This window comes from Psychromonas sp. Urea-02u-13, assembly GCF_002835995.1.
In the GTDB taxonomy this organism is placed as follows: Bacteria; Pseudomonadota; Gammaproteobacteria; order Enterobacterales; family Psychromonadaceae; genus Psychromonas.
Genome location: NZ_PJBZ01000052.1, coordinates 64,432 through 86,179, shown reverse-complemented (window position 1 = coordinate 86,179; position 21,748 = coordinate 64,432). Strand labels below are relative to the sequence as shown.

Here is a 21,748-nt window from a genome sequence, read left to right as displayed (position 1 = left end):
GCCTAAAGGCCAATTTCGAGTAAGTAAAAACACATTGTTCTATAAATACTGGCGTTCAACAGGTCTAAAATTTCCACCTAGATTGTCATCGTTTCATAGCTATATGGGTAACCTTAAAGCGTTATTTTTTGTCGCTTCACCCGATGAAAAAGGCAAGGTAACAGATAAGATAATACCAACGCTTAATGTCACGTATGAAAATATAAATGAGCTTCTACGTGCTGTTAACACAGACAAGCGACATACAGTAAACAGACAAGCGACAGACAACACGCAGACAACAACAACAGACAAGAAAGTTGCTATAGGCCATGAAGCTAAGGGCTTGCAGAACAATTTAAGTACGGGCTTGAATAAGTGCGGTATAAGGTTAAACGGTAACATGGATATAAGTAATCCCTTGCCTACTACTAATAAGGCAGTAAGACCACAAGAGCAAACTAATGAAGAGTGGCTAAACGATTGGGGTAATGCCTAAATAATATGATTGAGCCGATTAAGGGTAGTTAAGACTTGATTGCGGCCTGTTTTTCGCACAATACAGAATGAAAGGAAAGGTTATGCCAAGAGGTTCACATTACGGCAGAATAAGAAAACGGCCCTATACGGTTGAGTATCACCGACTATCGGCCATCGTATTCAAACCATTGTTACAGGCGAAACTAGGTCGCTACACAATCACCCTTGATCACCTAAGCGAACAGCACAAAAACTTTGAGTTAATTGAAACCGCCAAAAAAATAAAAGTCGCTAAATTCCATATCAAGAGCCAAACGCTACATATTGCTTTAATACAAGATGATTGCAGTGCTAGCAATAAGCTATATATCACTTGCCCATGTTGCCAAAGCAAACGCCAGCACCTTTACGCAGTCAAAAATGCCTATGCTTGTCGTGAATGTTTAGGGCTTCACTATGCCACACAAGCCGAACGACCTCGTGACAGGTTAATGAGAAAGATTAGAAACAAGCGCAAGAAGCTATGGGGCAATGATTGGCCAGAGGTACTTAACATGTTTGCTCTGTCGCACTATTGGGCAAAACCAAAGGGCATACACTGGAAAACATTTTATAAAGCTAAGGAAGAAATTTATCATCTAGAGCGGAAGTATTGGCCGATGGTGGAAATACACTTAAATAAACAATTTGGGCATTTAAAAATTTAATTTCAAGTGCTTTTATGGGGCTTAGATTCAAATAGTAAGTGATGGAGTGTTTTTAGTTGTGAGAAAGCATTATAAGGCGTTATCTATTCGTTTACTTTCTGAATGTTAATTGGTGTCGAGCCTATGGTATAAAAAGCACAACCCGATTTGTGAAATTATGCCGTAGATATTTAATTAAGTGACTTTCATAAAATCACCTTTCGCGAGGTTTAGATATTATTAACACATGAGATGTAGCGTTCAACTTGTCTGATTATTGTATAGTTATGATAATCAGATTTCACTTCCATTATGGCTAAGCTTATACTTAATTTATTATTGCTAATCTTGCCATACGCTTCTTTTGCCTTATCTTTGTACTTTAACTTTTCTAATATATCACTACGATTACCAAATTTATCATAAGCGGCAACACACTCACCAAAGGCAAAGTCACTTCCTGGTATTTTATATGCTGAGTTTATAGCGAAAAGGGCTGTAATCGTCACAATTACAACGGTTAAGTTAAACAAAGTTTTCATGTTATTCCTATTTTTTCTTTTATATACAATGTTTTAAAAGCTATTTGAAAAATAATAGAGTCCTTTTCTGAATTTATATTCAATAGGGAAGGGGTTTTCTGATTTATAGAACTGAATCATAAAGTTTGTTTTTATAAAAACCCTACTACAGGCATAACTACAGGCAAAATTAAGATATAAAAAAAGACGTAGTGGTTATTAACCTGCTACGCCTTTTAGAATGTGGTGGCCCCTCCCTGACTTGAACAGGGGACCTGCCGATTATGAGTCGGATGCTCTAACCAACTGAGCTAAGGGGCCAATATTGTTACTTAATTTGCAAGCAGATTATATAAGCTCCTGTTTTCTGTGTCTAGCTTATGTTATTTGTTTGCTTATTTATTCAGCATAGTTCGCAAAATAAGTCGTGAAAAACACAAAAATGTTACTCGAGCTGTTTTTATGATGGCATTCAGACTCGGACCTTATCCTCTTCATCAATGTTTATGCGCATATCCTAAATAAGCACTGAACTTAGTAATCTACTCAGTTGGCATGATTGCACATCAATATTTATATGTTTATGACTTTCATAAAGGGCCACTTAAACTGCTTTTACAAAATTAAGACAAAAAAAATCCTGCCGTAGCAGGATTTTCTATTAATACGCCAGCGTAGACTATTCGTCTAAGAAGCTACGTAGTTGTTCACTACGGCTTGGGTGACGTAATTTACGTAATGCTTTAGCTTCGATTTGACGGATACGTTCACGTGTCACATCAAACTGTTTACCAACCTCTTCTAAAGTGTGGTCAGTATTCATATCGATACCAAAACGCATACGTAATACTTTCGCTTCACGAGCTGTTAAACCTTCTAACACATCATTGGTTGCATTCTTGAGGCTTTCGCTTGTTGCGCAATCAACGGGTAGTGCAATCGTTGTATCTTCGATGAAATCACCTAAGTGAGAATCTTCATCATCACCGATTGGCGTTTCCATTGAGATTGGCTCTTTAGCAATTTTTAATACCTTACGAATTTTATCTTCAGGCATCATCATGCGTTCAGCAAGTTCTTCTGGCTGTGGCTCACGACCCATTTCTTGTAACATTTGACGAGAGATACGGTTAAGTTTATTAATCGTTTCAATCATGTGTACAGGAATACGGATTGTACGCGCTTGGTCAGCGATAGAACGTGTGATTGCTTGACGGATCCACCACGTTGCGTAAGTAGAGAATTTGTAACCACGACGGTATTCAAATTTATCTACTGCTTTCATTAGACCAATATTGCCCTCTTGGATAAGGTCTAAGAACTGCAAGCCACGGTTAGTGTATTTTTTAGCAATCGAGATAACTAGACGTAAGTTAGCTTCAACCATCTCTTTTTTAGCACGGCGTGCTTTTGCTTCGCCGATACTCATATTGCGAGATATTTCTTTTAAGTTTGCAATCGTTAGTGCTGTTTCTTTCTCAACATTAACCATTTTACGAACACAGCGACGTAAGTCTTCATCAAATTCTTTAATACGCGTAGCGTATTCAGATTCTGTTGCGTAAATCGCCTCTAACCAAGCACTGTTAGTTTCATTGCCTTTAAACAAACTAATAAATGCTTTTTTCGGCATTTTATTTTGTTCAACACAGATTTTTAATACTAAGCGTTCTTGTGTACGTACTGTATTCATTGAGTGACGAATTGCTTTTACCATACGGTCAAACTGTTTTGGTATCAGTTTAAACTGTTGGAAGAACTCCGCTTGCTCGTTGATTGCTTTACGCGTATCAGCATGAGCACGACCATTTTTAGTGATCGAGTCTTCTACTATTTTATTAAGTCTGCGTAATTCGGTAAATTTTTCAGCTGATTCTTCAGGACAAGGACCTTTTGGACCTTCCTCTTCTTCTTCGTCATCATCAGTACTATCAGCTTGATCTGCTTCTTTAAGCTGTGTATCTGTAAGTTCAGAACCGATGTGTGTTGCACTAACTGCTTGCGTCATATCATCGTTAGGATCAACAAAACCACTGATCATATCAGTCAGCTTCATCTCTTCAGCTTCGTAACTATCCCAGTTATCTAATAGACCTGTAATGGTTGCTGGGTATTCAGATACTGAAGTTTGTACCTCTTTGATACCTTCTTCAATACGCTTAGCGATAACAATCTCGCCTTCACGTGTCAGTAGCTCAACCGTACCCATTTCACGCATATACATACGTACTGGATCGGTTGTACGACCAATTTCAGACTCTACCGTAGCAAGTACTTGTGCAGCAGCTTCTACAGCATCTTCATCAGCTGTATCATTACTTTCTTCGCCTAAACTGATTTCATCAGCATCAGGTGCATTTTCATAAACTTTAATGCCCATATCACCGATCATCTGGATGATATCTTCAATTTGTTCAGGCTCAAAAATGTCTTGTGGTAAGTGATCGTTTACTTCTGCGTAAGTTAAGAAGCCTTTTTCTTTACCTTTGATAATAAGTTCTTTGAGCTGTGACTGAGGTGTTTGAGCCATAGATACCGTCCAAAATAGAAAGATGTTATTGAAAAAATGCAAGCGCCAGATTATACGCCTAAAATGTATGTTTTTCCAGTTTGATTAATTTTGTTTTTGTTCGCTGAGCAGTCTTGCAAGTTGTTGTGTTTCTTCACTTGTTAATGCGTCGCCTGAACGTGCTTTTTGTTTTAAATATTCAATTTTATTATTGAGGTGAAGATTAAGGAATTTTTCTAATGTATCTAGAAATTGATCCTCATATTTATCTTCTTTTATATTATTTTCCCAAACCGCTAATTGATTTAGTTGCTTGCTTTGTGGCGTTTCTCGCCAATGTTCAAGTAGCTGACCTGTAGTTATATTGGGACTCTCTCTGCAAATTTCAAGGAGTGAATTCAATAAAGTTAAGCCGGGTAGCTGTAATTCTTTAAATTCAGGGAAATCAGGTAAGCCGTAGGCGATATTTGGGTGTTGTAATAATAATGAGATCGCTAAACGCATGGGTGTTGTTTTATTCTTGACGACTTTTTTTGTACTGTCTTTTTTAGGCAGAAGCTTTTCCAGTCCATCGTGTTCAATACCGAGTAGCTTAGTTAAACGCTCTTCCATCATTTGTCTGAAAATTGATTCGTTTAATTGACTGATAAGCGGAATCGCCAGCTGCGCTAGTTTTGATTTGCTGTCGCTACTACTCATATCCACTTGTGCTAACAGCTGTTGGAATAAAAAATCAGAGAGCGGCATTGATTGGCCAATTAAATGCTCAAAGTTCTCTTTTCCTTCTTTTTGCACAAAACTATCTGGGTCTTCACCGTCGGCCAGGAACATAAAGCGTAGGGTACGTCCATCTTGGATATAAGGAAGGGCATTTTCTAATGCGCGCCAAGCGGCTGTACGTCCTGCTTTGTCACCATCAAAACAACACACTATCTCACTGGTATTGCGAAAAAGGGTGTGGATGTGATCTGGCGTTGTTGCGGTACCAAGAGACGCGACTGCGTAATCGATGCCATATTGGCCAAGCGCCACTACGTCCATATAACCTTCAACGACTAATACGCGTTCAATGGTTTTATGGGCTTGTTTTACTTGATATAAACCGTAAAGTTCTTTGCCTTTATGGAAAATAGGCGTTTCGGGAGAGTTAAGGTATTTCGGTTCTTCATTGCCCAATACGCGCCCACCAAAGCCAATAACACGGCCTCGTTTATCATGGATGGGGAACATTAGGCGATCACGGAAGCGGTCATAGCTACCTGAACTTTCTTTGGCTATTAACATGCCTGCTTCGATCAGCTGTTTTTCTAATTCTGTTGAAATGGCAAAGCGTTTACGTACTTCGTCCCATCCATCGGGAGAATAACCGATTTTAAATTGTTTAACTGTTTCACCAGATAAACCACGGCCTTTAAGGTATTCAATGACCTTCTTACTGTTTTTATGCGTGCGTAACTGTTGTTGATAAAAAGTCGTAATATCTGCCATTAATAGGTACAGGTCTTTTCTATCAATATAGGTCGTTTGTTGAGAGTTACCTGAGCCTGTTTCTTCGCGTGGTACTTCAATAGAAAGTTGTTCTGCGAGGGTTTCAATGGCATCAACAAACTCAATACCGTCATATTCCATTAAAAAGGTGAGTACGTTACCACTCGCGCCACAGTTAAAGCAGTGATAGAACTGTTTGTCGCTACTGACAGAAAATGACGAGTTATTGTTACCGTTATGAAAAGGACAGCAAGCACGGTAGTCTTTGCCTTTTTTTCTTAATTTCACGCGAGTATCAATAACATCTACGATATCTGTGCGTGCAATTAAGTCATCAATAAAATGTCGAGGAATACGTCCGGCCATGTCACTACCACTTACAAATAATTAAAAATTACAAACAAAAAAGCCCCAAACTTATTGCTAAGATTGAGGCTTTTTTAATTCAAAAGAAACGTTGGTCTATACTAAGCCCGCTCTTACGAGTGCACTTACTTCGGCCATATCCGCTTTTCCTGAAATATCCTTTTTGAGCACGCCCATCACTTTACCCATGTCTTGCATGCCACTTGCTCCTGTTGACGCGATAGCTTGCTCGATTAAAGCTTTCACTTCATCAGAGGTGAGTGGTTGGGGGAGAAACTCTTGCAAGATCGCAAGTTCTGCCTCTTCTATATCAACAAGATCTGCTCGACCTGCTTTGGCAAATTGAGAAATTGAATCTTTACGTTGCTTCACCGATTTAATCACGACAGCCGTCACTGCGTCATTGTCTAGTTCAATACGTTCATCAATTTCAATTTGTTTGATCGCAGCAAGTAACATACGAATAGTGCCCAAACGGACCTTATCCTTCGCTCGCATAGCGAGTATTTGTTGCTCTTTTAATCTTACTTTCAAAGACATAATTTTACCTTTTCTAAGTCAGTTGATTTAGTAAAGGCGAACGCGGCGTGCGTTTTCACGAGAAAGTTTTTTCAAGTGACGTTTAACAGCTGCTGCTTTAGCACGTTTACGTACTGTAGTAGGTTTCTCAAAGTACTCACGCTTACGCGTTTCTGCTAAGATACCTGCTTTTTCACAAGAACGTTTAAAACGACGAAGTGCTACGTCAAATGGTTCGTTTTCACGAAGTTTAATTACTGGCATGTGCCTATTACCTTTATGGTTACGGTCGTAAAGCGACCAATGCATTTAAAATGGTGCGAGATTTTAATCTTATTTGAGGGCAAAAGTAAAGAATTAACGTATAAATTTTGTGTTAATTCAATAAAAGTTCTTTTTTCCCTTAAATTTAAATTTAACTATTTAAATTTAAGGGGCGAAAAAACAGATCTATCTCTGTAAACTAGCGCCTTTTATTATTGTACTAAGGAACTGCTCGCTATGCGAATTTTAGGCATTGAAACTTCTTGTGATGAAACGGGTATTGCGATCTATGACGACCAATTAGGGCTGCTTTCACATCAACTTTATAGCCAAGTCGCATTGCATGCTGATTACGGCGGTGTGGTGCCTGAACTTGCTTCTCGTGACCATGTTCGCAAGACGATTCCTTTAATTAAAGAAGCGCTGGCGATAGCCAATTGTACTAAAGAAGATATCGATGCAATCGCATTTACAGCGGGCCCCGGCCTAGTAGGCGCATTACTTGTTGGCTCATGTATTGGACGTAGTTTAGCGTTTGCATGGGGGAAACCTGCGATTGCAGTTCACCACATGGAAGGGCATTTATTAGCGCCTATGTTGGAAGAAAATAAACCTGAATTTCCTTTTTTAGCGTTATTAGTTTCTGGCGGCCACACTTTAATGGTGCAGGTTGATAATATTGGTGAATATAAAATATTAGGCGAAAGTATTGATGATGCGGCCGGTGAAGCATTTGATAAAACAGCAAAATTATTAGGGCTTGATTATCCTGGTGGGCCTCGTTTAGCAAAAATGGCTGAAAAAGGTGTTGCAGATCGATTTATTTTCCCTCGTCCGATGACTAACAAGCCCGGGCTCGATTTTAGTTTCAGTGGTTTAAAAACGGCCGCCGCTATTACCATCGCGCGAGAAGGCGATGATGAACAAACACAAGCAGATATAGCACGCGCGTTTCAGGAAGCGGTAATTGATACCATTGCAATAAAATGTAAACGCGCGCTTAAACAGACTGGATTGAAGCGTCTTGTTGTAGCGGGAGGCGTAAGTGCGAATATTTCTTTACGTGAACAACTAGCGACCTTAATGAAAAACAACGGAGGGGAGGCATTCTACCCACGTAACGAGTTTTGTACCGATAATGGTGCGATGATAGCTTACGCAGGAATGCAACGCTTAAAAGCGGGGCAATTTGAGCCTCTGGCGATAAAAGCAAAACCACGTTGGCCTTTAGATAGTTTAGAGAGTGTTGCTGGATAAAAACGAAACCCGCTTATTAAGCGGGTTTTTTATACATGATTATTTTTGATCTTCTTTTAACCAAATAGCCACTTGTTTTGCAAAATAGGTTAATACCCCATTTGCGCCTGCGCGTTTAAAGCAAAGTAATGATTCCATTACACACTCTTTTTCTTTTAACCAACCGTTATCAATGGCCGCTTTATGCATCGCATATTCGCCACTCACTTGATAAGCAAATGTTGGCACTTGCAGTTCTGTTTTTACGCGGCGTACGATATCTAAATAAGGCATACCGGGTTTAACCATCACCATATCAGCACCTTCTTCAATATCCAGTGCCACTTCATGAATCGCTTCATCACTGTTAGCAGGATCCATTTGATAAGTGGATTTATTACCCCCTTTCAAATTACTTGCGCTGCCGACCGCATCACGGAAAGGGCCGTAGTAATTAGATGCATATTTAGCGCTGTATGCCATGATCTGAGTATTAATATAACCGGCATTCTCTAACGCTTCACGTATCGCACCGATGCGACCATCCATCATATCTGATGGTGCTACTATGTCTGCGCCTGCTTGTGCATGCGAGAGAGCTTGTTTGACCAGTATTTCAGTGGTTATATCATTCAATACATAACCATCAGCATCAATAATGCCATCTTGACCATGTGTGGTGAAAGGGTCTAAAGCGACATCTGTTATCACGCCTAAATCAGGACAAACCTCTTTAATACGCATCACTGCACGCTGTGCAAGACCCTCTGCGTTGTAAGCTTCTTCTGCCATTTCTGTTTTTATTTCATCGGGAGTGACCGGAAATAGAGCAACCGCAGGAATACCTAACGCTTCAAGTTCACGGCATTCTTCTACTAATAAATCTAATGAAAGACGCTCAATACCTGGCATAGAGGCAATGGCTTCACGACGATTTGTGCCCTCTAAAACAAACATTGGGTAGATTAAATCATTCACTGACAATTGATTTTCTGCCACAAGTCGGCGTGAAAAATCATGCTTACGTAAGCGACGTAAACGACGTGCGGGGAAGCTTTGAGAAATGGTCATTAGCGATCCTTTTATTTAAAAATTTACTTGAAAAGAGTGTATTTAAAAACAAGACATTAAAGTTTGAAAAATAGTTTACTGTTTTGCTCTGTTTGTTGCACTAATTGTTTCAGCGTCTCACCGCGAGCATTTGCAATTGCTTGCGCGATGTACGGTAAGTACTTGGGTTCGTTACGACTTGATTTTGGCTTTGGGCGCATAGAGCGTGGTAAAAGATAGGGGCCATCGGTTTCAATCATCAGGCGATCATTGGGAATAAGCTTAACTAAATTAATCAGCTCTGTGCCACGTCGTTCATCACAAATCCAGCCTGTGATACCAATGTGTAAGTCTAATGCCAAGGCGCTTTCTAAATCGCTCTGAGAGCCGGTAAAACAATGCAAAACGGCATTAGGCAATTGAGTTATATAAGGTTTAAGTAGTTCAATAAATCGAGTGTTTGCATCACGTTCATGCATAAAAACAGGGAGTTGTAATTCAACAGCGAGTTCTAACTGTTGCACAAAGGCGAGTTCTTGTTCAGCAGGAGTAGAAAAGTTGCGGTTAAAGTCTAAGCCGCATTCACCAATCGCTTTGACTTGTTCATTCTTAGCTAATGTACGCAATGACTCAAGGCTCTGGTTGCTGAACGTTTTTGCATCATGGGGATGAATGCCTGCAGTACAATAAAGAAAATCAGGGTACTGTAAGCACAGCGCTAGGGCTTGCTCGCTCTCTTCAATGGAAGTGCCGGTGACAATTAAATTATTTACACCCGCTTGTTGTGCATTTTCGATGACTAATGGCAGATCTTTATCGAAGCGTTTGTTGGTCAGGTTAATACCAATATCTATCATAATATTTACTCATACATGATTTTTAAATACAGAAAACAAAAAAGGGTAAATAGTTAAACTATTTACCCTTTTTTAATTACGCGCCAATCCTTAGGAACCATTACAAAATTACGTGTTCTAAAGTATTTTCAAAAAAACTAAACCGACTAGTTATTTTGAAAACAAAAGATCAAGTGATTTTGAAGCCAATTCTTAGGAATCGTTGCAAAATGATTTGTTCTAAAGTATTTAAAAGAACCTCAACAGACAGGTTCTTTTAAAAAAGAACAACTAATTTTGAAGCCCATTCTTAGGAATCGTTGCAAAGTAATTTGTTCTAAAGTATTTAAAAGAACCTCAACAGACAGGTTCCTTTAAAAAAGAACAACTAATTTTGAAGCCGATCCTTAATTCAATAGACGTGCTCGGATTGTGCCTTCGATTGCTTTTAATTTAATCAATGCTTCATCAGCATCTTCACCGTTTACATCGATAACAACATAACCAATATTTTCGTTAGTTTGCAGATACTGCGCTGCAATGTTGATATTCGCTTCAGCAAACGCCAAGTTAATCTTAGTTAAGATACCTGGTTGATTTTGGTGAATATGTAATAAACGACTTGCATCAGCATGGCCTGGTAATGATACTTCTGGGAAGTTCTTAGATGACAGCGTAGAGCCGTTATCAGAATATTTAACCAGTTTACCAGCAACTTCATAACCAATGTTTTCTTGTGCTTCTTGCGTGCTACCACCTACGTGTGGTGTTAGAATCACGTTATCAAATTTACGTAGTGGAGATTCAAATTCTTCGTTATTTGATTTTGGCTCTGTTGGGAATACATCAATGGCTGCGCCAGAAAGCTTTTTACTTTCAAGTGCGGCGCAAAGCGCTGGAATATCAACAACTGTACCACGTGCTGCATTCATGAAGATGGCACCATCTTTCATTTGAGCAAACTCTTTTGCACCCATCATGTTTTTAGTTGAAGGAATTTCTGGCACGTGCAAACTGATAACATCAGACTGTGCAAGTAACTCTTCCATTGATGCAATTTGTGTTGCATTACCTAATGTTAATTTACTTTCAATATCGTAAAAAGAAACACGGAAACCTAAGTTTTCAGCCAAAATTCCGAACTGCGTACCGATATGACCGTAACCAATAATACCTAGATTTTTTCCACGAGCTTCATATGAACCTGTTGCTGATTTATCCCATTCACCACGGTGAGCTTTAGCATTACGCTCTGGCACGCCACGTAATAATAATAATGCTTGGCCTAATACTAGCTCTGCAACACTACGTGTATTTGAGAAAGGCGCGTTAAATACAGCAACACCTTTTGCTTGTGCCGCGTTTAAGTCAACTTGGTTTGTACCGATACAGAAACAACCAATACCGACTAATTTATCAGCGGCTGCTAATACTTTTTCATTTAGGTTTGAACGACTACGGATACCCACAAAATGGACATCTTTAATTTTCTCAATCAGATCTTCTTCGCTTAGGGATGTTTTGATGCTTTCGATGTTGGTGTAACCGGCTTGTGTGAAAGTATCAACTGAGCTGTGGTGTAAACCTTCTAAAAGAAGGATTTTTATTTTATCTTTGTTGAGTGAAAATTGAGTCATTTCTAGTTCCTTGAGCTCTGCATGTGCAGATAAATAGACAAACAATAATATTAAAAAGAGGGTGAAAAAATTTTAGTGAGGCTAAAATAGCAAAAATAGTGTCAATTGGAAACTTATGTGAGCTAATTCACATATGAAAAATTAGCACTATTAATATTTTTTTGATCTAAATCGTTAGCTTGCAGATTAACCAATGCCTTAATAGAAGATATTAAGGCATTAATGCTTTTATTATTTAAACGTTTTAACGCCTTCTGGCGTACCAACCAATACAACGTCAGCGGCACGGTTTGCAAATAACCCGTTTGTTACAACGCCAACAATTGCATTGATCTCTGCTTCTAATTTCAGTGGTTCAGCGATTTTCATATTGTGAACATCTAAAATGATATTACCGTTATCGGTTAAAACACCTTGGCGGTAAACCGGGTCTCCACCTAATTTAACAAGTTCACGTGCTACGTAGCTGCGCGCCATTGGAATCACTTCAACGGGTAATGGAAACTCACCTAATACATCAACGTTTTTAGTATCATCAACAATACAGATAAATTTATCGGCAACAGCTGATACAATTTTCTCACGAGTTAATGCCGCACCACCGCCTTTAATCATATGGTTATATGAGTTGATTTCATCTGCGCCATCTACATAAACGCTTAGGTCAGCGACAGAGTTAAGATCAAAGACTTCAATACCATATTCTTTTAGTTTTGCTGTTGATGCTTCTGAGCTAGACACTGCACCTTCAATATCGTCTTTCATCGTTGCTAATGCATCAATGAAGTGATTAACCGTAGAGCCTGTACCAACACCAACAATACTGCCTTTTTCAACGTATTCTAATGCGGCATAAGCAGCTGCTTTTTTCTTATCATCTTGAGTCATGGTTTTGTATCCTGAAGTGAGCGCTAAAAGTGGCGAGATTATACCCATGATAGGTCATGATGCAAAGTCACTAAGGCAAATTATGCGCAGATTAAATACGGCTCGTTTCTAGAAAAATGTTTGCTGTGGTAATGGATTCACATATTAACGGGGATTATTTTTTTGTACTGAAATGGTATGACATTGATGGTGTGATTATTTGCGGAAGTGGCACATCCCATGATTCAGTTGGTAGAGCAATGACCTGTTGGCAATCGTGTGCGAGGCCGATTGGGTAAGGGCCTGTTTGCTGTGAAAACCAAGGTGCGAAGGTGCGATCATAATAACCGCCTCCCATGCCAATGCGGTTTCCTTGTTTATCAAAGGCAACTAATGGCGTGAAAATAAGATCTAATTCTTTCACTGGGCAAATCAACTGCACATTCAATTTCGGTTCCGCGATACCGTATTGATTGATGAACATGGTTGTTGTCGCTGTGTAATGTAAAAACAGCAAGTGGCCTTTATTAAAGGGATGTATGACAGGTAAATAAACTTGTTTATTATTTTCCCAACACCACTCGATAAACGGCAATGTTTGAATTTCACCATCAAAGGCAAGCGAGATAGCAATTTTTTCAGCGTATTGGACTTTATTTAATTGAATCAGGTGAGTTAATAATTTTTCAGCGTCTGTGCTTTGTTGCTCATTTGATAACGCACGTCGTGCAGAGCGAATTTCTTTACGAATGTGGTGACGAGAAAGAGAATCATTCATAGAACAGCATTATTAAATTCAGGAGAGGGAAATTTTTTAGCTAGTGACTGAGAGCTAAAAGCTGTCAGCTAGAATTAGTAACCCAAGGGTATCGTTATTGACTTGGACCTTAAACCCGAAGGTCAAAGTTGGTGTCTCAGTGTTTGCCGCAGGCTTCTCGATACGAGCCGAGCTTGCACAATAGCATTCAAGCCAAGTCACCGGAGTATTACTTATCGGCTCAGGGACTTAGTCAAGATTAGCGGATACCCGAGGGTTAAAATAACTGTACGCTTGTTTTTCGATTTTTAACAGTTTTTTTTACAATTTTAGCTGTGCTTGATTAGCGATTGAACAGATTTACAATAACCAAGTAAATCGATTCAATATTTTATTTTGTAGGGGTTAATGCTTGTTCAATGGAGTCTTGTAAAAACTGTATGCGCTTATTTAATTCTTGAGCATACTTCTCATTTTTTATTCTTTCGATATTTAATGAGTGGCAATAATTGAGTGCTGCCGTGACAATATGTTGCTCGTTACGTCGACCAGGTGCTGTCTCTTTCATGTTTTTTAGCTTGTCATTAAACTGAATAACTGACTGTTTTAAGCTCTCCTCTTCACCATCAGGACAGCCCATTTTGTATTGTTGCCCTAAAATAGTGATATCAAGATGTGCCATAACCAACCTATATAAGAAAGAAGCCTTTTAAAAGAAGCCTTAATATAGCTAGCTAGTTAGCAACTTTCAAGTAATTACTGGTGACAATACCAAGGTAAGGGTAGTATTCTGTCACTATTAATAATTATAGAGTGACGCTGATGAGTATTGAACCCTTGCCAAATTTTACCCAAATAACAGAAGTTTTAGATGAAGCCGAGCTGTTTACCAGTGCCTCTGAAGTGCACGGTATATTATCTGGGTTTATCTGTGGAGGCATTGAGCTCGGCTCAAAAGGTTGGTTAACCCATTTTAATGATGTCGTCAATGAAGGCATGGGGCTTCCCAAAAAAGCCAAGGCACTAGTGACTTCTCTGCATGCTCAAGTGGTCAGCCAATTTACTGATGATGGCTTAGGGTTTAATCTGTTATTACCCGATGATGATAAACCGCTTGATGATCGTTGTGAGTCAATGTCTCAGTGGGCACAAGGTTTTTTAGTTGGTTTTGGCATGGTGCAATCGGCACTTAACGAAGCAAGCGAAGAAGTTCAGGAATTAATCAAAGACATTCGCGATATTTCATTAGTGAGTTTTGATTTTGAGCAAGAAGACGAAGACTCTGAAATTGCTTATGCTGAAATTGTTGAATATTTGCGTGTTGGGGCAATGCTTTGCTTTAATCATTTTTCGCGTAAGCCTAGTACACCCGCCTCTAAAACAATTCACTAACCTAGAGTAACATCATCATGAGCCTATTCCAGCAACGCAGAATTCAATTTATTAAAAAAATGCAAGTTAATAGCATGGCGCTATTTCCTGCCTCGGCAGAAACTATTCGCAATAATGACTGTGAATATCCGTTTCGACAAAATAGTGATTTTCATTATCTCAGCGGGTTTGATGAGCCTGATGCAATATTGATGCTGATTAAAAATGCAGATTCTCATCAAGTGATTTTATTTAATCGTAAAAAAGATAAAAGTGCAGAAATTTGGCATGGTTATCGTTTAGGGCAAGCGGCTGCAATTACTCAGTTAAGTGTTGATGAAGCTTACCCGGTTGATGAATTTGAAACGCAGCTTGAGTCGATGTTAAATGGTGTTGACGCGTTATATTATCCAATGTTTCAGTCTGATTCACTGGATGCCAGTATCAAAACGATCGTCAATAAATTACGAGTATCAAAACGCAGAGGGGCAATTGCACCACGTTGTTATTTTGACTGTTTACCTTTATTACATGAAATGCGTGTTATTAAATCAGAAGCTGAAGCAAAGCTATTAGCAGAAGCCGCTGAAATTTCAGCATCGGGCCATGTGCGCGCGATGCAAACTTGTCATGTGGGTATGTGGGAATATCAGCTAGAAGCTGAGATTAAACACCAATTTGCACTGCAAGGCACACGTGATGTCGCTTATAACAGTATTGTTGCGGGTGGTAATAATGCCTGTATTTTGCATTACACCGAAAATGACAAACAACTAAAAGATGGCGATCTTGTTCTAATAGATGCTGGCGCTGAATACCAAGGTTACGCGGGAGATATAACACGTACTTTCCCTGTTAACGGCACCTTTACTGAGCATCAAGCGACGTTATACCAATTGGTGCTTGATATACAAGTTGCAGCGATTAACCAAGTTAAACCTGGCGTTGCACTGGTTGATATCAATAAAAGTGTTGTTGAACGACTAGTGGATGGCTTGTTATTACTGGGTTTATTATCTGGCGATCGTGAAACGCTTATTGAAGATGAAAGTTATAAAGCCTTTTATATGCATGGTATTGGTCATTATTTAGGGCTAGATGTCCATGATGCTGGTGATTACGGCACGCTTGAAAATCCTCGTTTGTTAGAAGCGGGTATGGCAATCACTATCGAACCTGGTTTATATGTTAGCCATGATGCAGATGTTGAGGATTGTTGGAAAGGCATTGGTATTCGCATTGAAGATGACTTATTGGTTACAGAGCATGGCGCCGAAGTATTAAGCGCAGATGTGCCTAAAACAATTGATGAGATTGAGGCCTTGATGGCGGATGCAAAAACGCATGGCTAATCAAAACAGCGCACAGGCTGATACTACGATTGAAGCCGATATCGTTATTGTTGGTGCGGGCATGTCTGGCTGTTTATTGGCACTTGCCATTATTAAACAGTCGCCTGCACTCAAGATTGTTTTAATTGATGATAATCCAGAACGATTGGATAAAGGTGCACACCCTGGTTTTGATGCGCGCAGCATTGCTCTGAGCGCGGGTAGCTGTGGGTTATTAGATAACCTTGGTTTATGGGCTGCGCTAAAACAAAATGCACAACCGATTGATGATATCCATATTTCAGATCGAGGTAATTTAGGCATTGTTAACCTAGAAAAAACAGCTTCTAACTTGCCTTTCGGGGCGGTGGTTGAGTTGCAAAATGTTGGGCAAGTGCTACAGCAACAATTAGCACGTTTCCCTCAAATTAAACGATTCTATAATAGTGCATTAATTAATATAGAAAAACAGACTCAAACGGTTATCTGCGAATTACAAAACAAACAAATAATCGAAGCTAAATTATGTGTGGCCGCCGATGGCGCGAATAGCAAAACCAATCAACTGTTATCAATATCTGCAGCCCAATCTGATTATCAATGTTCGGCGGTTATCACTAATGTGAGTGCCGATAAAGCGCATATGAATCGCGCTTATGAACGTTTTACCGATGCAGGACCATTAGCGTTATTACCACTTTCTAATAATCGTTATTCATTAGTTTGGTCGGTTAAAAATAGTGAATTACCCGCGTTACTCGCTTTAGATGAACATGCTTTTTTAGCTAAATTACAGCAAGCCTTTGGTTATCGTGCTGGCATCTTCACAAAAGCTGGGCAACGCCATAGCTATCCATTAAAACTGATTAAATCAGATAAACCGATTACGCATCGTGGTGTGGCTATTGGTAATGCGGCTCACTGTTTGCACCCTGTTATGGGACAAGGGTTTAATCTTGGCATGCGTGATATCAGTGTGCTTGCGAAGATCATTACTGAAATAGACGATGTAAACCAGTTAGGTGGTTATGCGATGTTAGAATGTTACTGGCAGGCGCGTAAAAAGGATCATCAACGCACGATTACGATGACTGACTCTATAGTGCGAATTTTCAGTAACCCACATTTACCTTTTGTTTTCGGACGCACGATTGCATTGCAAGCTATCGCTTGTATTCCCTCGCTCAGCGCACCCATCGTAAAGCAAGCGAAAGGGCAATTTAACCTATTTACACAAGAAGAAAAATCATGATGTTATCCTATGATTTAACCATCGTTGGCGGCGGTATGGTGGGGCTAACACTTGCTGCCTCTTTGGCTAAAAGCACATTGAATATCGCCATTATCGAAAATAACCAAGCTAATTCCTTAAGCGAAACACCTGCTACACGTGTTAGTGCGATCAGCGCGGCTAGCCGTACTATTTTTGAAAAACTGGATGTTTGGCCTGCTATTAATCCACAGCGCATTACGCCTTACGACACTATGACTGTGTGGGAAAAAGACAGCTTTGGTAAAATAGCCTTTGATGCACAGCAGGTTGACGCGACGCAATTGGGTTACATTATTGAAAATGAACAAATCCAACATGCGCTATTAACCACGGTACAAAAGCAATCCAACGTTACTTTTTATTCGCCTGATAAATTAACTAATATCGCATTGGGTGATGGTGAAGCCTGGTTAACATTAGAAAGTGGAAAAAACATTACCACTAAGCTAGTGGTTGGCGCAGATGGCGCAAACTCATGGGTGCGTAATAAAGTCGATATTCCACTAACGCACTGGGATTATAACCATCATGCATTAGTGGCAACGGTTAAAACGGATCTTGCCCATGAACATTGTGCTCGCCAAGTATTTACCCCCGACGGTCCGTTAGCATTCCTACCACTTTTTGAAAAAGATCTCTGCTCAATTGTTTGGTCTGTTCCACCAGAAAAAGCCAAACAGTTATTGGCGCTTTCTGATAGAGAATTTAATAAACAGCTCACGCGTACCTTTGATAATCGCTTAGGTTTTTGTGAATTACAAAGTGAGCGACATAGCTTTCCGCTGACTATGCGTTATGCGCGTGATTTTGCTAAACATCGTATTGCACTGATTGGTGACGCCGCACATACCATTCATCCGCTTGCGGGTCAGGGCGTTAATTTAGGTCTGCTTGATGCGGTGAGTCTTGCCCAGTGTATTTTAGAAAATAGCGAAGCTGATAAAGATATTGGTGTTTATGCTAATTTGCGTCAATTTGAACGCTGGCGTAAAACGGAAGCCACACAAATGATCGCTTCAATGGAAGTGTTAAAACAGCTTTTCCAGGGTGATAATCCATTAAAAAAAACAGCCCGTGATTTAGCATTGATATTTGCAGATAATGTAAGTCCGCTGAAAAAACAGTTTATTAAACAAGCGATGGGATTAAGCGGGGAACTGCCTGCTATTTTGAACACACAATAAAACAGTGTATATTACTGCCCACTTAGAAAAATTATTTAAAAAGAAGAGATTAAATTATGATCATCAAACCAAAGATTCGTGGCTTTATCTGTACAACAACGCATCCAGTAGGCTGTGAAAAAAATGTACAAGCGCAAATTGAATACACAAAACAACAGGGCAAAATTAAAAATGGTCCTAAACGTGTATTAGTGATCGGCTCTTCAGCTGGTTACGGCATGTCATCTCGTGTTGCTGCCGCTTACGGCTCTGACGCTTCAACGATTGGTGTGTTTTTTGAAAAACCAGCAACAGAGCGTAAAACCGGTTCTGCTGGTTGGTACAACAGTGCTGCTTTTGAAAAACAAGCAAAAGCAGATGGCCTATATGCTAAAAGCATTAACGGCGATGCATTCTCACATGAAATCAAAGCTAAAGTTATTGAGTTAATCAAAGAAGACTTAGGTCAAATTGATGCGATTATCTACTCAGTAGCTGCACCTGTTCGTAAAATGCCTGATACAGGTGAAGTGATTCGTTCTGCACTTAAACCTATTGGCGAAACATATGTTTCAACGGCTATCGATACAAATAAAGATGTGATCATCGAAGCATCGGTTGAGCCTGCTAGCGAAGAAGAAATTGCTAACACGGTTACTGTAATGGGCGGACAAGATTGGGAGCTTTGGTTAAGCGCGCTTTCTGAAGCGGGTGTATTAGCACAAGGCGTTAAAACGATTGCTTACTCTTACATTGGTACTGAACTAACGTGGCCTATCTATTGGAATGGCGCATTAGGTAAAGCAAAAATCGATTTAGACCGTGCATCAACAGCGATTCAAGCACAACTTGATTCATTAAATGGTGAAGCTTACGTTTCAGTACAAAAAAGCGTAGTAACACAAGCAAGTTCTGCAATTCCAGTGATGCCTTTATACCTTTCTATGGTATTTAGAATCATGAAAGAAAAAGGTTTGCACGAAGGTTGTATGGAACAGATTCACCGTCTATTCACTACGCAACTTTATAAAGCAGATGGTAGCGCAGCAACAACTGATGAAGCACGTCGTTTACGTCTTGATGACTGGGAATTACGTGATGAAGTTCAGAAAGAATGTACTGATCTATGGCCTCAAATCACAACAGAAAATCTATTTTTATTAACAGATTACCAAGATTACAAAGACGAGTTCTTACAGTTATTCGGCTTTGGTATTGACGGTGTTGATTATGAAGCAGACGTAGATACATTAGTTGAGTTTGATTGCTTAAGCGTTTAGTCACTTAAAACGATTTAAAAAATACCTGCGTTTACGCGGGTGTTTTTGTTTTTAGCGTTGTATATAATGACCAAGGAGTTTTTATGTCTAAAGTAATAAAGCCTCGTGATATTATTCAATTTTGGTTTGAAGAGATTGATAGCGCATTATGGTGGAAAAAAGATCTTAACTTTGATGCACTTATTATTGAGCGTTTTAGTGGCGTTCATCAACAAGCCTGTGCGGGCGAGTTATATACATGGCGAGCAACGGCAGAAGGGCGACTTGCAGAAGTTATTGTTTTAGACCAATTCTCTCGTAATATGTTTCGAGATGAAAAAGAAGCGTTTGCACAGGATGGTTTGACACTTGTTTTAACCCAGGAGCTTATTAGCCTGGCTTGGATAAAGAATTAACTGATACGCAACGTTCTGTTTTATATCTGCCATTTATGCACAGTGAATCAGTGGTTATTCATGAAGTCGCAGAGCAACTTTATAAAGATTTAGGCAACGCTTATAGTCTTGATTTTGAATTGAAGCATAAAAAAATCATAGAAAAATTTGGTCGTTACCCTCATCGAAATAAAATTTTATCGCGTACTTCAACAACAGATGAAATTGAATTTTTAACGCAACCTAATTCAAGTTTTTAAAGGAAAAGTGAATGAAAAAATTATTATTGTTAGCGTCAGTTACTTTGTTATTGTCAGCCTGCGCAACAACAGCACCTCAAGAGTCAGTCTTAGTTTATATCAATAGCGGTGCTATTCAGTGTGAATCAGCGGGTAAAACAGGCGCAGAAACCGCGTTATTACTTAGTAATGAAAATATTGCAGTGACTAAAACTGAATGTGGTCACCTTGCTAATGTAGCGATGATTGCAATGTGTGGTGGTCCGGCTGCTAATATTAATGTACATCAGATCTCAAGTGCGGATTTAGCAAAAGCGCAACTATTGGGTTTTGAAAATGTAACTACATTAAAGCAAGAAGAACATCTTGGTTATGATGTTAGCGCGTGTAAATAATACTTAAAAAATGCAATGGCGATGAGTCATCGGTATTGCATTTTTTAGCCTTCAGCCTTCAGCTAAATGTTAGCGACTGATTATTAATAACTTCCTTTCTTTCCCCTTTCGCAAATCCTTAAAAATAAGTACACTTGTCAGCACTGACTTTAAGGAATTTTTATGACTCAATTTTCTCTTTCTAATGAACAACTGTTAACAGAAATCCGTACTGTATTTGATGTGCAAAGCACAGCTATCGCTGCTCATAGCAAAGCCTTAGGTGATGAATACTTACAAGCATTAGCACTCATAAAAAATTGCACAGGACGTGTGGTTGTTTGTGGCATGGGAAAATCTGGGCATATCGGTAAAAAAATATCGGCGAGTTTAGCATCATTAGGTACGCCTTCATTTTCGTTGCATCCTGGCGAAGCCTTTCATGGTGATCTCGGTATGGTGACGCCGGATGATTTAATGTTACTTATTTCTTATAGCGGCGAGACGGATGAGTTATTAAAGATCATTCCATCGTTACAAGCTTTTGGTAACAAAATAATTTCTATTACCGGTGGCATAGAGTCATCATTGGCTAAAAACTCTGATGTTGTGTTAGATGCGAGTGTCGAGAAAGAGACTTGCCCGAATAATTTAGCACCTACCACATCAACCACACTGACATTAGTGATTGGTGATGCGCTTGCATCGGTTTCAACACTGGAGAAAGGGTTCACGCCAATGGATTTTGCTCGTTTTCATCCGGGTGGCAGTTTGGGTCGTCGTTTATTAACTTTTGTTAAAAACGAGATGCGTAGTGAAAACTTACCTTTTGTAGAAATAGGTACCTCTTTAACTGATGCGTTATTAGTGATGACAGAAACACGCACCGGACTTGCTCTAGTAATGAAAGGTAAGCAGTTACAAGGAGTGATTAGTGACGGTGATTTACGTCGTTTCCTTTTATCAGGAAAAAACATTAACGAATCACTTGCTAGTGAATTGATGAATGAAAACCCATGTTTTGTTTCGCCAAATGCACGTCTTTCTGAAGCGGAAGAGATCATGCGAGAAAAACATATTAAATGGTTAATTGTCAGCGAAGATGGCAAAAACATTGACGGTATTATCGAGTGGGGACAATAGTCTTC

General features: G+C 39.4%; 21 protein-coding genes, 1 tRNA gene, 1 other RNA gene and 1 pseudogene. 11 read left to right on the top strand and 13 right to left on the bottom strand.

Annotated features, from left to right (window positions below):
* Together CXF74_RS08575 and CXF74_RS08570 are read left to right on the top strand one after the other, a co-directional pair.
* A partial coding sequence (locus CXF74_RS08575) for a hypothetical protein (protein WP_198552815.1) occupies positions 1–478 on the top strand: 478 nt, incomplete at its 5' end.
* 82 nt (positions 479–560) lie between these two features.
* Positions 561–1,166 (top strand): hypothetical protein, encoded by a 606-nt coding sequence (locus tag CXF74_RS08570; RefSeq protein ID WP_101081992.1) that lies wholly within the window; start codon positions 561–563, stop codon positions 1,164–1,166.
* A 209-nt stretch (positions 1,167–1,375) separates the two neighbouring features.
* On the opposite strand, the gene CXF74_RS08565 is transcribed toward CXF74_RS08570, so the two are convergent.
* The 6 genes from CXF74_RS08565 to rpsU form a co-directional block, all read right to left on the bottom strand.
* A complete protein-coding gene (locus tag CXF74_RS08565) occupies positions 1,376–1,687 on the bottom strand; it encodes a hypothetical protein (protein WP_101081991.1) in 312 nt (103 codons plus the stop codon).
* Between the two features lie 223 nt (positions 1,688–1,910).
* A tRNA-Ile gene (locus CXF74_RS08560) sits at positions 1,911–1,987 on the bottom strand.
* A 358-nt stretch (positions 1,988–2,345) separates the two neighbouring features.
* Positions 2,346–4,196 carry an RNA polymerase sigma factor RpoD gene (rpoD, locus tag CXF74_RS08555; protein ID WP_101081990.1) on the bottom strand — a complete coding sequence of 617 codons (1,851 nt, stop codon included), beginning with the start codon at positions 4,194–4,196 and terminating at the stop codon, positions 2,346–2,348.
* Positions 4,197–4,280: 84 nt separating this feature from the next.
* Complete coding sequence (dnaG, locus tag CXF74_RS08550; protein ID WP_101081989.1) at positions 4,281–6,029, bottom strand: DNA primase; 1,749 nt, start codon at positions 6,027–6,029, stop codon at positions 4,281–4,283.
* 96 nt (positions 6,030–6,125) lie between these two features.
* Positions 6,126–6,569, bottom strand: coding sequence for a GatB/YqeY domain-containing protein (locus CXF74_RS08545; protein WP_101081988.1), 444 nt, complete (start codon positions 6,567–6,569; stop codon positions 6,126–6,128).
* A 27-nt stretch (positions 6,570–6,596) separates the two neighbouring features.
* The gene (gene rpsU / locus CXF74_RS08540; RefSeq protein WP_015464331.1) at positions 6,597–6,812 is read right to left on the bottom strand and encodes a 30S ribosomal protein S21; all 216 of its coding nucleotides are present in this window, start codon (positions 6,810–6,812) and stop codon (positions 6,597–6,599) included.
* A 237-nt stretch (positions 6,813–7,049) separates the two neighbouring features.
* On the opposite strand from rpsU, the gene tsaD reads away from it, so the two are divergent.
* Positions 7,050–8,069 carry a tRNA (adenosine(37)-N6)-threonylcarbamoyltransferase complex transferase subunit TsaD gene (tsaD, locus tag CXF74_RS08535; RefSeq protein ID WP_101081987.1) on the top strand — a complete coding sequence of 340 codons (1,020 nt, stop codon included), beginning with the start codon at positions 7,050–7,052 and terminating at the stop codon, positions 8,067–8,069.
* Positions 8,070–8,108: 39 nt separating this feature from the next.
* Here the strand turns inward: tsaD and hemB are convergent, their stop codons facing one another.
* From hemB to CXF74_RS08500, 7 genes are all read right to left on the bottom strand, one after another.
* Complete coding sequence (gene hemB, locus CXF74_RS08530) at positions 8,109–9,119, bottom strand: porphobilinogen synthase (protein WP_101081986.1); 1,011 nt, start codon at positions 9,117–9,119, stop codon at positions 8,109–8,111.
* A 56-nt stretch (positions 9,120–9,175) separates the two neighbouring features.
* Positions 9,176–9,955, bottom strand: a complete 780-nt coding sequence (locus CXF74_RS08525) for a TatD family hydrolase (RefSeq protein ID WP_101081985.1) — start codon at positions 9,953–9,955, stop codon at positions 9,176–9,178.
* A gap of 386 nt (positions 9,956–10,341) precedes the next feature.
* Complete coding sequence (gene serA / locus CXF74_RS08520; RefSeq protein WP_101081984.1) at positions 10,342–11,571, bottom strand: phosphoglycerate dehydrogenase; 1,230 nt, start codon at positions 11,569–11,571, stop codon at positions 10,342–10,344.
* Between the two features lie 231 nt (positions 11,572–11,802).
* A complete protein-coding gene (gene rpiA / locus CXF74_RS08515) occupies positions 11,803–12,459 on the bottom strand; it encodes a ribose-5-phosphate isomerase RpiA (protein ID WP_101081983.1) in 657 nt (218 codons plus the stop codon).
* Positions 12,460–12,613: 154 nt separating this feature from the next.
* On the bottom strand, positions 12,614–13,216 hold the full coding sequence (locus CXF74_RS08510) for a 5-formyltetrahydrofolate cyclo-ligase (RefSeq protein ID WP_101081982.1): 603 nt from the start codon (positions 13,214–13,216) through the stop codon (positions 12,614–12,616).
* A 76-nt stretch (positions 13,217–13,292) separates the two neighbouring features.
* Positions 13,293–13,476: non-coding RNA, 6S RNA (gene ssrS / locus CXF74_RS08505), on the bottom strand.
* 110 nt (positions 13,477–13,586) lie between these two features.
* On the bottom strand, positions 13,587–13,877 hold the full coding sequence (locus CXF74_RS08500) for a cell division protein ZapA (RefSeq protein WP_101081981.1): 291 nt from the start codon (positions 13,875–13,877) through the stop codon (positions 13,587–13,589).
* A gap of 140 nt (positions 13,878–14,017) precedes the next feature.
* Here CXF74_RS08500 and CXF74_RS08495 point away from each other — a divergent pair, with 140 nt between their 5' ends.
* The 8 genes and pseudogenes from CXF74_RS08495 to CXF74_RS08460 all read left to right on the top strand — a co-directional run bounded on the left by CXF74_RS08495 (position 14,018) and on the right by CXF74_RS08460 (position 21,743).
* Positions 14,018–14,587 carry a UPF0149 family protein gene (locus CXF74_RS08495; protein ID WP_101081980.1) on the top strand — a complete coding sequence of 190 codons (570 nt, stop codon included), beginning with the start codon at positions 14,018–14,020 and terminating at the stop codon, positions 14,585–14,587.
* A gap of 17 nt (positions 14,588–14,604) precedes the next feature.
* On the top strand, positions 14,605–15,918 hold the full coding sequence (gene pepP, locus CXF74_RS08490; protein ID WP_101081979.1) for a Xaa-Pro aminopeptidase: 1,314 nt from the start codon (positions 14,605–14,607) through the stop codon (positions 15,916–15,918).
* On the top strand, positions 15,911–17,149 hold the full coding sequence (ubiH, locus tag CXF74_RS08485) for a 2-octaprenyl-6-methoxyphenyl hydroxylase (protein ID WP_101081996.1): 1,239 nt from the start codon (positions 15,911–15,913) through the stop codon (positions 17,147–17,149). Before pepP ends, ubiH begins: the two co-directional genes overlap by 8 nt.
* Positions 17,146–18,354 (top strand): FAD-dependent monooxygenase, encoded by a 1,209-nt coding sequence (locus tag CXF74_RS08480; RefSeq protein ID WP_442965947.1) that lies wholly within the window; start codon positions 17,146–17,148, stop codon positions 18,352–18,354. Before ubiH ends, CXF74_RS08480 begins: the two co-directional genes overlap by 4 nt.
* Before the next feature lie 56 nt (positions 18,355–18,410).
* Complete coding sequence (gene fabV / locus CXF74_RS08475) at positions 18,411–19,613, top strand: enoyl-ACP reductase FabV (protein WP_101081978.1); 1,203 nt, start codon at positions 18,411–18,413, stop codon at positions 19,611–19,613.
* Between the two features lie 83 nt (positions 19,614–19,696).
* Positions 19,697–20,247: pseudogene (locus CXF74_RS08470) on the top strand (DUF924 family protein).
* A gap of 11 nt (positions 20,248–20,258) precedes the next feature.
* Positions 20,259–20,621, top strand: coding sequence for a hypothetical protein (locus CXF74_RS08465; protein ID WP_101081977.1), 363 nt, complete (start codon positions 20,259–20,261; stop codon positions 20,619–20,621).
* A 162-nt stretch (positions 20,622–20,783) separates the two neighbouring features.
* Positions 20,784–21,743, top strand: a complete 960-nt coding sequence (locus CXF74_RS08460; protein WP_101081976.1) for a KpsF/GutQ family sugar-phosphate isomerase — start codon at positions 20,784–20,786, stop codon at positions 21,741–21,743.
* The last annotated feature ends 5 nt before the right edge of the window (positions 21,744–21,748 follow it).